Genomic DNA, 9133 nt, shown 5'->3' on the forward strand with positions numbered 1-9133 from the left:
TTACTTACAATGTCACTTTATGATAGTGTAGATTAAACCATGCTTAAGAATCAGGGGAGAGGCGTAAGTATCCAAAGATTTTATACATTACTGCTTGTAGATTTATATCAGTTTTATACACTAAAAAGAATCACACTACATACTTACGAGACGTTTTCTAACTTAATTCAGAGGATATGAAGGTTGGCTTTGCATGAAAAACGTTTAAGACAAACTACCTATTCCAAAATAGAAGGTTATTTAGAACAACTTATTATTGCTGGAAAAAACTTAGTCTTAAGTTAACGACATGATATAAGATTAATATTGTAATTGATGTGTGCACAATGGCGTATTCAGCTTTTCATCCACAATTTAATAAGAATCCTATTAAACAGTTTTTAAATAGTCATCAAATTTTATATCGTCAAATGGAAGAAGGATTTGGCATTATACGTCCGGATTCGATTTTGCTAAATGAAGCAGGATATTTAGATTTTACTAAAATTGCACAATTAAGTACTTTTAAAGAGGGAATAGAAAAATTTGTCGTAGCATTGAAAAAGGTTATAAGATTGCTTTTATGTGTGCGGAAAAAGCACCAAGTGATTGTCACCGCAGTACGTTAGTCACAAGAAATTTAAATGAGAAAGGTTATGAAGTGGAATATATTTTATCTGATAGCACATTACAAAGTCAAAAACAATTGGAAGAAGAGCTTGTGTCGTGTTATTTTCCAAATCAAAATCAAATGGATCTTTTTGGGATGTATGATCAAGAAAAAGTTTTAATAGATAAGCATATGAGTTACGTAGTAATCAAATTGCTAGTGTAAATGGTAAACGTGTATTAAAAGATAAATATACTAGCAAATAAAAATTTAGTTTAACTATGTAGAATTATTTTTAATATGAAGTAAAAGGAGATATTACATGAATATAGAAACAATCCATGAAGCACAATTTCAACAAGCCTATGGCAAAATTGTGCTTCACGAAAGAAAACGAACGAGCATTGGGACTTTAAGTGAAAAAACATTGCATGCTGTATTAAAACATTATTTTGAACCTGATGAAAGTAAGCAAGAAATTAAAGTGGGTACATATTATGCTGATATTTGTACGCAGCAAGGGATTATAGAAATTCAAACACGTCAGTTTAATAAATTAAGAGCAAAGCTTACATATTTTTTAGAGCAATATCCAGTCACCATTGTTTATCCTATACCGTATCAAAAATGGATTTATTGGGTTGATGAAGAAACTGGGGAAATCAGTGGGGGAAGACGTTCACCTAAAAAAGGAAATTTTTATGAAGCATTTATTGAACTTTATAGGATTAAAGAGTTTTTAAACCATAAAAATTTTAGACTTTGCTTAGTATTAGTAGATGTAGAAGAATATAAACGGCTTAATGGATGGAACAAGAATCGTAAAAGAGGATCACATCGTAAGGATCGTATTCCTATTGCTTTACAAGAAATATTATATATTCAGCAGGCAGCAGATTATCAAAAACTTTTACCAAAAGATTTACCAGAGGAATTTGACAGTAAAGAGTTTGCAAAGACAGCTAAGATTCCGACGAGGCTTGCTCAAATGAGTTTAAATATCTTATTGGAAGTAGGCTTGGTGAATCGTATTGGAAAACGTGGCAGATCATACATGTATGAAATAAATAATTAATAAAAAACACTGCAAGTAAAGAAAACTTATTTGCAGTGTTTTTTATTATCAATTATTTGGTATTTTGTATATAAGTAATACCGTATTCGTACATGCCTTCAAGAAGAGGGAGCATCTGATTACCCATATCTGTCAGTGCATATTCTACTTTAGGCGGTACTATAGGATAAACAGTACGTGAAATAAGACCATCTTCTTCTAAACTACGTAACTGATTGGTAAGCATTTTTTGAGTAATGTCGGGCAATTTCTTTTTTAAATCACTAAAACGAAGTGTTTGATTACTAAGATACCAAAGTATAAGTATTTTCCATTTGCCTGAAATAAGTTTATGGACAACAACCATGGGACAAGATGCATAATGAGCACAACTTTCCTTACGGTGACATTGATTGTGTTGTGGTAAATTAAGTGTCATAAGATAATTCCTTTATGTATGTGTTTTTATAAGATACTTATTTTATTTAAATTCCAATAGATGATTAAAAATACAAATAATCATGGAAGTATAAAATTGATATCTTATTTCTATTTTAACATATAAGTATCTTTTTTAACACTATATATAAAAAAAGTATCTACTTGCCAAAAATAACTATTATCAATACAATAAAAGAAGGTTGTCACATGTCAATGTAATAACCTGAATAATTATTTTATAAGTGAATTTGCAAATGCTTTACCAAAATTAATACATTCAGTAAGTTCTGTTTCACTTGGATTGAAGCAGATTGAAAGTGGTACAACAGGCATTGGACATTTAAGTTGTTTAAGACGTTCAGCCATGTTTTTAACACTTTCACCACTCCAGCCACAAGAACCGAAGCAGCCTACGTGAAGAGGTTTATGAACTACTGGATTAAGTGAAGTCATAATCCCCCAGATTGGTGGAAGAGCATCAGCAAGAATAGTTGGAGAACCTAGAAGAAGTCCTTCAACTACATTGACTTTTGTCATAACATCAGCAACAGTTTCAGTTTCTAAATCACAAAGGTGAACAGTTCCTGTATAACCACTTGCATGGATTCCTTCACAAATAGCATGCGCCATTTTTCTTGTATAGCCATGTGCACAAACATAGGCAACAACAATACTTGGATCATGTGTAACAGGTGTACTCCATGTATGGTAAAAATCAATATATTTGGCTATATTTGATTGGTCTAAAATCATCCCATGACCAGGACGGATATAAGCAATTTCCAAATCTTGAATCTTATCAAGAGCCTTTAAAACGAAAGGTTTAAAGGGCCCCATAATCATATCGTAGTAATATTTATAAGCTGAAACATAATCATCATCTTTTTCAGCTGGGAGTTTACTTTTAAGTACACGCTCATCACTATAGTGAGCACCAAATGAATCACATGTAATAAGAAGTTTATCTTCTTCTACATAAGTATACATTGTATCTGGCCAGTGAAGTTGAGGAACACTAATGAAGCGAAATGTTTTATTCAATAGTAAGCCTCTCATTATCTTTTACAGCTAAGTTTTTAAAAGGTTTATTAACAATTTGAGTAAGATAATTAATAGCGATAGTACTTCCTATAACCGTAATATGTGGTGCAACTTCAAGTAATTTAGCAACACTACCAGCATGATCAGGTTCTGTATGATCTACAACAATATATTTGATTTCATCTAAGGAAATAAGCGATTTGATCTTTTCTAAGTATTCATCAAAGCATTTATCTTTGACTGCTTCGAAAAGAACACCACCTTCTGATGTTTTTAAGAGATAAGCATTATAAATTGTACCAAATTCAGTTTCCATGACGATGTCGAAAATACGAAGATTTGGGTCTAAAGCCCCTAACCAATAAAAGTCGGAATTAATAGATAGAATACGAGACATATAAACACTGCTTTGAATATTCTGAATCTTTATTGTCTACTAACTGTAATTTTTTATATTAGATAATAATTATTACAATTTAAAAAGAAGTATTGTCAATTAAAAAGCAAAAATTTAAATATCATAAGCGTTAACTTAATAGGCAATAAGCTTTCTAATGAGATTGCGACTAAACGTATTAAAAAGGCAATCCTCCAAAATAATGGTGAGTTTATTGACTCATATAATCGTCAGCTTTTATATTGGAATCTTATGATTACTAACAACCCTTAATACATCTATTATTACAGAACTTTATTGTATAAGATGGCAAATAGAACTACTTTTTAAGGTTCTAAAAAGCACATTTTCCCTAAATAAAATGTATGTAGGTAAAACTAAATATGTAGAAGCAATTCTTTATGGGAAACTTCTAGGAACATTACTTACAATGCCACTTTATGATGGTATAGATTAAACCATGCTTAAGAATCAGGGGAGAGGCGTAAGCATCTAAAGATTTTACACAGTACTGCTTATAGATTTATATCAGTTTTATACACTAAAAAGAATCATACTACATACTTACGAGACGTTTTCTAACTTAGTTCAAAGAATAGGAAAGTTGGCTTTACATGAAAAAACGCTTAAGACAAAACACCTATTCTAAAATAGAAGGTTATTTAGAATAACTTATTGTTGCTGGAAAAATTTAGTATTAAGTTAACGACTATGATTTAAATGTACTAAAAAGTACTGGACTTATTTTAGTACATAAGTATAATTAAAATTATTTAATAATTATTATTTATTACAAGAAACTTTGAAATGTAATTAAAATCTCTATTATATAAAGTAATAAATAAGTTTTTATTAAATTAATATTACATAGAAAAGAGGAATTATATACATGGCAAAACAATTAATGACCATTGACGGTAATACAGCAGCAGCACATGTTGCTTATGCGTTTACAGACGTTGCAGCAATTTATCCTATTACACCATCATCAACAATGGCTGAGGTAGTAGATGATTGGGCAGCTCAAAATAGAAAGAATATTTTTGGACAAACAGTTAAAGTAGTAGAAATGCAGTCAGAAGCAGGTGCAGCAGGAACATTTCACGGATCACTTCAAGCAGGAGCTTTAACAACTACTTTTACAGCTTCACAAGGGCTTTTACTTATGATTCCTAATATGTATAAAGTAGCTGGTGAATTATTACCAGGGGTATTTCATGTAAGTGCACGTGCATTAGCAGCACAAGCGTTATCAATTTTTGGAGATCACCAAGACGTTATGGCAACAAGACAATCAGGATGTGTCATGTTAGTGTCTGGTTCAGTTCAAGAAGTAGCGGATCTTGCACCTGTAGCCCATCTTGCAGCTATTAAAGGAAGACTTCCATTTATCCACTTCTTTGATGGATTTAGAACATCACATGAAATTCAAAAAGTAGAAGTACTTGAATATGGTGATTATGCATCACTTGTAGATCAAGAAGCACTTGCAGAATTTAGGGGAAGAGCACTTTCCCCTAACCGTCCTGTAACAAGAGGAACGGCTCAAAATACAGATATTTACTTCCAAACAAAAGAAGCAAGTAACAAATTCTACAACAATATTGTGCCAATCGTAGAAGAATATATGCAAAAAATGAATGCACTTACAGGTAGAAACTATGGTTTATTTAACTACTATGGTGCAGAAGACGCAATACATGTGATTATTGCAATGGGTTCTGTAACAGAAACAATTGAAGAAACAATTGACGCACTTAATGCACAAGGTGAGAAATATGGTCTTGTAAAAGTTCATTTATATCGTCCATTCAGTACAGAACATTTTTGGCAACTATGCCAAAAACAGTACAAAAAGTAGCGGTACTTGATCGTACAAAAGAATCAGGCAGCATAGGTGAACCTTTATACTTAGATGTACGTTCAGCATTCTTTAAAACTGAAAATGCACCAGAAATCATTGGTGGACGTTATGGTCTTGGTTCAAAAGACGTAACACCTACACATATTAAAGCTGTATTTGATAACTTAAAATCAGAAGAAGCTAAAAATCAATTCACAGTAGGGATTGAAGATGACGTAACTTATACATCAATTCCAGTAAACGATGAACTTCGTGTATCAGATGCAGGCACAGTAAGATGTAAATTCTGGGGACTTGGTTCAGACGGAACAGTAGGTGCTAATAAACAAGCTATTAAAATCATTGGTGAACATACAGAAAAATATGTACAAGCTTACTTTGCTTATGATTCAAAAAAATCAGGTGGGATTACAATGTCACACTTAAGATTTGGTGATGAACCTATTCGTTCAACATACCTTATTGATGAAGCAGATTATATTGCATGTTCACAACAAGCTTATGTAAATAAGTATGATTTATTAAAAGGTCTTAAAGATGGAGGTAACTTTGTACTTAACTGCTTATGGTCACAAGAAGAACTTGAAGCTAAATTACCAGCTAAAATGAAACGCTATATTGCAAAACATAATATTAACTTCTATACAATTGATGCAGTAGGTATTGCAGCAGAAATTGGTCTTGGCAAACGTGTTAACATGATTATGCAAGCAGCATTCTTTAAACTTGCTAACATTATTTCAGAAGAAGATGCCATCACATATCTTAAAAAATCAATTGAAAAAGCTTATGGTAAAAAAGGTCAAGACATTGTAGAAATGAACTACAAAGCTGTAGAAGCAGGATTTACATCACTTGTTAAAGTAGAAGTACCGGCAAATTGGGCAGATACGGCTGATGAAGAAGTAAAAGTAAGTCATAAACCAGATTTCATTAAAAATATTGTAGAGCATATTAATCGTTTAGAAGGGGATAACCTTCCAGTAAGTGCATTCAATGGTTATGAAGATGGAACATTCCCAGCTGGGACAGCAGCATATGAAAAACGTGGTATCGGAATTAATGTACCAGAATGGAAAGTAGATACATGTATTCAATGCAACCAATGTGCATTTGTTTGTCCACATGCATGTATTCGTCCAGTATTAGTATCAGAAGAAGAAATGCAAAATGCACCAGAAAGCTTTGAAGCTAAAAAAGCAATAGGAAAAGGATTTGATGGACTTGTATTTAAAATGCAAGTAAGTCCAATGGACTGTACAGGTTGTGGTAACTGTGTAGATATCTGTCCTACAAAAGTAAAATCACTTGAAATGAAACCACTTGCAACACAAGTAGAAAAAGAAGTACCAAACTGGGAATTCGCTGTTTCAGAAAAAGTATCTTATAAAGGTGATTTAGTACAAGGTACAACAGTTAAAGATAGCCAATTTAAAACACCACTTATGGAGTTCTCAGGGGCTTGTGCAGGATGTGGAGAAACACCTTACATGAAACTTTTAACACAACTCTTTGGTGATCGTATGATGATTGCTAATGCAACAGGATGTTCATCAATTTGGGGTGGTTCAGCGCCATCTACACCATATACAACAAATCATGAAGGTAAAGGACCAGCTTGGGCAAACTCACTCTTTGAAGATAATGCAGAATATGGTTTAGGCATGATGCTTGGTGTAAATCAAATGAGAGATCGTATTGCAGAATGTTTAAGTGAAGTTGCAGCACTTCCAATTGATGAAGTATCTAAGGAAAGCATTAATAATTGGCTTGCAAATAAAGAAAATGGTGAACTTTCAAAAGTATACAGTCGTGAAATTGAAGCAATCCTTGATCATAATGTGATTACATTAGAGGAAGCGAAAGAAGCACTTAAACAAGTAGAAGAAAGAAGAGATTACCTTGTAAAACGTTCACAATGGATCATTGGTGGTGACGGATGGGCATATGACATCGGTTACGGCGGTCTTGATCATGTTCTTGCTTCAGGTGAAAATATTAATGTTTTAGTATTTGACACAGAAATTTATTCAAATACAGGTGGTCAAGCATCTAAATCAACACCAATGGCAGCTATGGCAAAATTCGCTGCATCAGGTAAACGTACACGTAAAAAAGATCTAGGTCGTATGATGATGGCTTATGGTAATGTATACGTTGCACAAGTAGCAATGGGAGCAGATAAAAACCAACTTGTAAAAGCTATGCTTGAAGCTGAAAGATATGAAGGACCATCTATTATCATTGCTTATGCAACATGTATTAGTCATGGACTTAAATGTGGAATGAGTAAATCAATTGCTACAATGGGTGACGCAGTGAAATCAGGCTACTGGCATTTATACCGCTATAATCCACTTCTTGAAGAACAAGGTAAAAATCCATTTATTTTAGATTCTAAAGAGCCAACAGAAAGCTTTAGAGAATTTATTATGGGACAAGTACGTTATGCAGCTATTGCAAAACAATATCCAGAGCAAGCTGAAGAAATGTTCCAAATGGCTGAAAAACAAGCAAAAGATCGTTTAGCAAACTACAAACGTTTAGCAGCACAAGAATTTTAATATATGCATAATAAAAACTGTAGCATGTGAAAAACACATACTACAGTTTTTTATTATGCATATAATATATACTTTTTACGTATTATAAATTGTATAAAGCATTCAACTTTAGTGTGAGGAAATATATAGATTAACTCAACTTTCCTACCAGTAAAATTATGTTTTTTAACGATATACTTTGGCTTGAGTGAAAAAATTTAGGTCTATAGATAAAAATACACCTTTTGTTTGATAAAATATAATTACCACAAAACATTCCAAATAAGAAAGGTGTATATATACATTCAAGCTTTCAAATCGTTACAAATTGCTAAGCTTCTTGGTCAATCTGATATTACTAAAAGTACTGGTATTTCAGCTTATAATGTTTTTTCAAGGTAAGAATCTTTATTCATTCCTTGGCTCTAAAAAGGTGACCAAATCGCTTCTAAAAATACTTACTATCGTTTCTTGAACAATAATACATTTAACTAGCGCCGTTTTTTTACTACTTCTTGTTGCTAAAATAGTAGCTTACTTAAAAAACTCACAGTATTTAATAGAGTTAATGTCTTTATACTTGATGATTCTATTGTGACATGTAATCATTGATGGACACTTGGTTTACTAATGAACCTATGCTCAAAAATATATTGAATGAAGGTCTTGACGTTATAGGAATGGTAAAGCAACTCAAACAAAAATATCTTTATAAAAATCATGAATGTACGCTAAAAGAATTAAGAACACTCCTTCCCAAAAATGTAAAAGATGATATTTTAGGAGATGTTGTTGTGCAAACAAAAGTAGGAATTCCTGTAAAGTTAGTATTTGTAAAAAACAGAAATAACAAGCGTGAATGGCTAACTATTTTTAGTACAGACTTATCCTTAGATTCACAAGAGATTGTAAGAATTTATGGCAATCGTTGTAGTATTGAAGTCTTCTTAAAGTTGATTAAATCATTCATGAAGTTAGGTACTGAATTTCAAGGTGGAAGCTATAATAACGAGTTGTGCTAGTTAAATTTACAAGTAGAATAAGCTCCAATCATATGATATCTTACCCTTACATTACAAAAATAGGGGGACATCATATGTCAGAGCTCAAATATTATTCTGTCCATAAAATCGAAAATCTAAAAGATTTCTTTTTAGTTTCTTACGTTATCATTGACGATATTTACCATAAGATTATTCCAAAC

At 32.2% G+C, this 9133-nt stretch carries 7 protein-coding genes and 2 pseudogenes; 6 read left to right on the forward strand and 3 right to left on the reverse strand.

Annotated elements, in window-relative coordinates:
* Positions 1–305 precede the first annotated feature (305 nt).
* Together JCM14822_RS16940 and JCM14822_RS16945 are read left to right on the forward strand one after the other, a co-directional pair.
* A complete protein-coding gene (locus JCM14822_RS16940) occupies positions 306–608 on the forward strand; it encodes a protein kinase family protein (protein WP_304502437.1) in 303 nt (100 codons plus the stop codon).
* Between the two features lie 303 nt (positions 609–911).
* The gene (locus JCM14822_RS16945; RefSeq protein ID WP_054743645.1) at positions 912–1664 is read left to right on the forward strand and encodes a hypothetical protein; all 753 of its coding nucleotides are present in this window, start codon (positions 912–914) and stop codon (positions 1662–1664) included.
* 52 nt (positions 1665–1716) lie between these two features.
* On the opposite strand, the gene JCM14822_RS16950 is transcribed toward JCM14822_RS16945, so the two are convergent.
* From JCM14822_RS16950 to JCM14822_RS22115, 3 genes are all read right to left on the reverse strand, one after another.
* The gene (locus tag JCM14822_RS16950) at positions 1717–2082 is read right to left on the reverse strand and encodes a winged helix-turn-helix transcriptional regulator (RefSeq protein ID WP_054743647.1); all 366 of its coding nucleotides are present in this window, start codon (positions 2080–2082) and stop codon (positions 1717–1719) included.
* A gap of 233 nt (positions 2083–2315) precedes the next feature.
* Positions 2316–3125, reverse strand: a complete 810-nt coding sequence (locus JCM14822_RS16955; protein WP_242861542.1) for a flavodoxin domain-containing protein — start codon at positions 3123–3125, stop codon at positions 2316–2318.
* On the reverse strand, positions 3118–3522 hold the full coding sequence (locus JCM14822_RS22115) for an oxygen-binding di-iron domain-containing protein (protein WP_242861543.1): 405 nt from the start codon (positions 3520–3522) through the stop codon (positions 3118–3120). The genes JCM14822_RS16955 and JCM14822_RS22115 overlap by 8 nt, the downstream gene beginning before the upstream one ends.
* Before the next feature lie 283 nt (positions 3523–3805).
* Here JCM14822_RS22115 and JCM14822_RS25245 point away from each other — a divergent pair, with 283 nt between their 5' ends.
* The 4 genes and pseudogenes from JCM14822_RS25245 to JCM14822_RS25430 form a co-directional block, all read left to right on the forward strand.
* Positions 3806–3979 carry a transposase gene (locus JCM14822_RS25245; RefSeq protein WP_408606219.1) on the forward strand — a complete coding sequence of 58 codons (174 nt, stop codon included), beginning with the start codon at positions 3806–3808 and terminating at the stop codon, positions 3977–3979.
* A gap of 432 nt (positions 3980–4411) precedes the next feature.
* A pseudogene (nifJ, locus tag JCM14822_RS16960) lies at positions 4412–7950 on the forward strand (pyruvate:ferredoxin (flavodoxin) oxidoreductase).
* A 590-nt stretch (positions 7951–8540) separates the two neighbouring features.
* On the forward strand, positions 8541–8951 hold the full coding sequence (locus JCM14822_RS16965) for a hypothetical protein (RefSeq protein ID WP_054743649.1): 411 nt from the start codon (positions 8541–8543) through the stop codon (positions 8949–8951).
* A 74-nt stretch (positions 8952–9025) separates the two neighbouring features.
* Positions 9026–9133 (forward strand): annotated as a pseudogene (locus tag JCM14822_RS25430) (IS982 family transposase); the annotation flags it as partial.

This window comes from Cellulosilyticum ruminicola JCM 14822 (genome assembly GCF_001311925.1).
In the GTDB taxonomy this organism is placed as follows: domain Bacteria; phylum Bacillota; class Clostridia; order Lachnospirales; family Cellulosilyticaceae; genus Cellulosilyticum; species Cellulosilyticum ruminicola.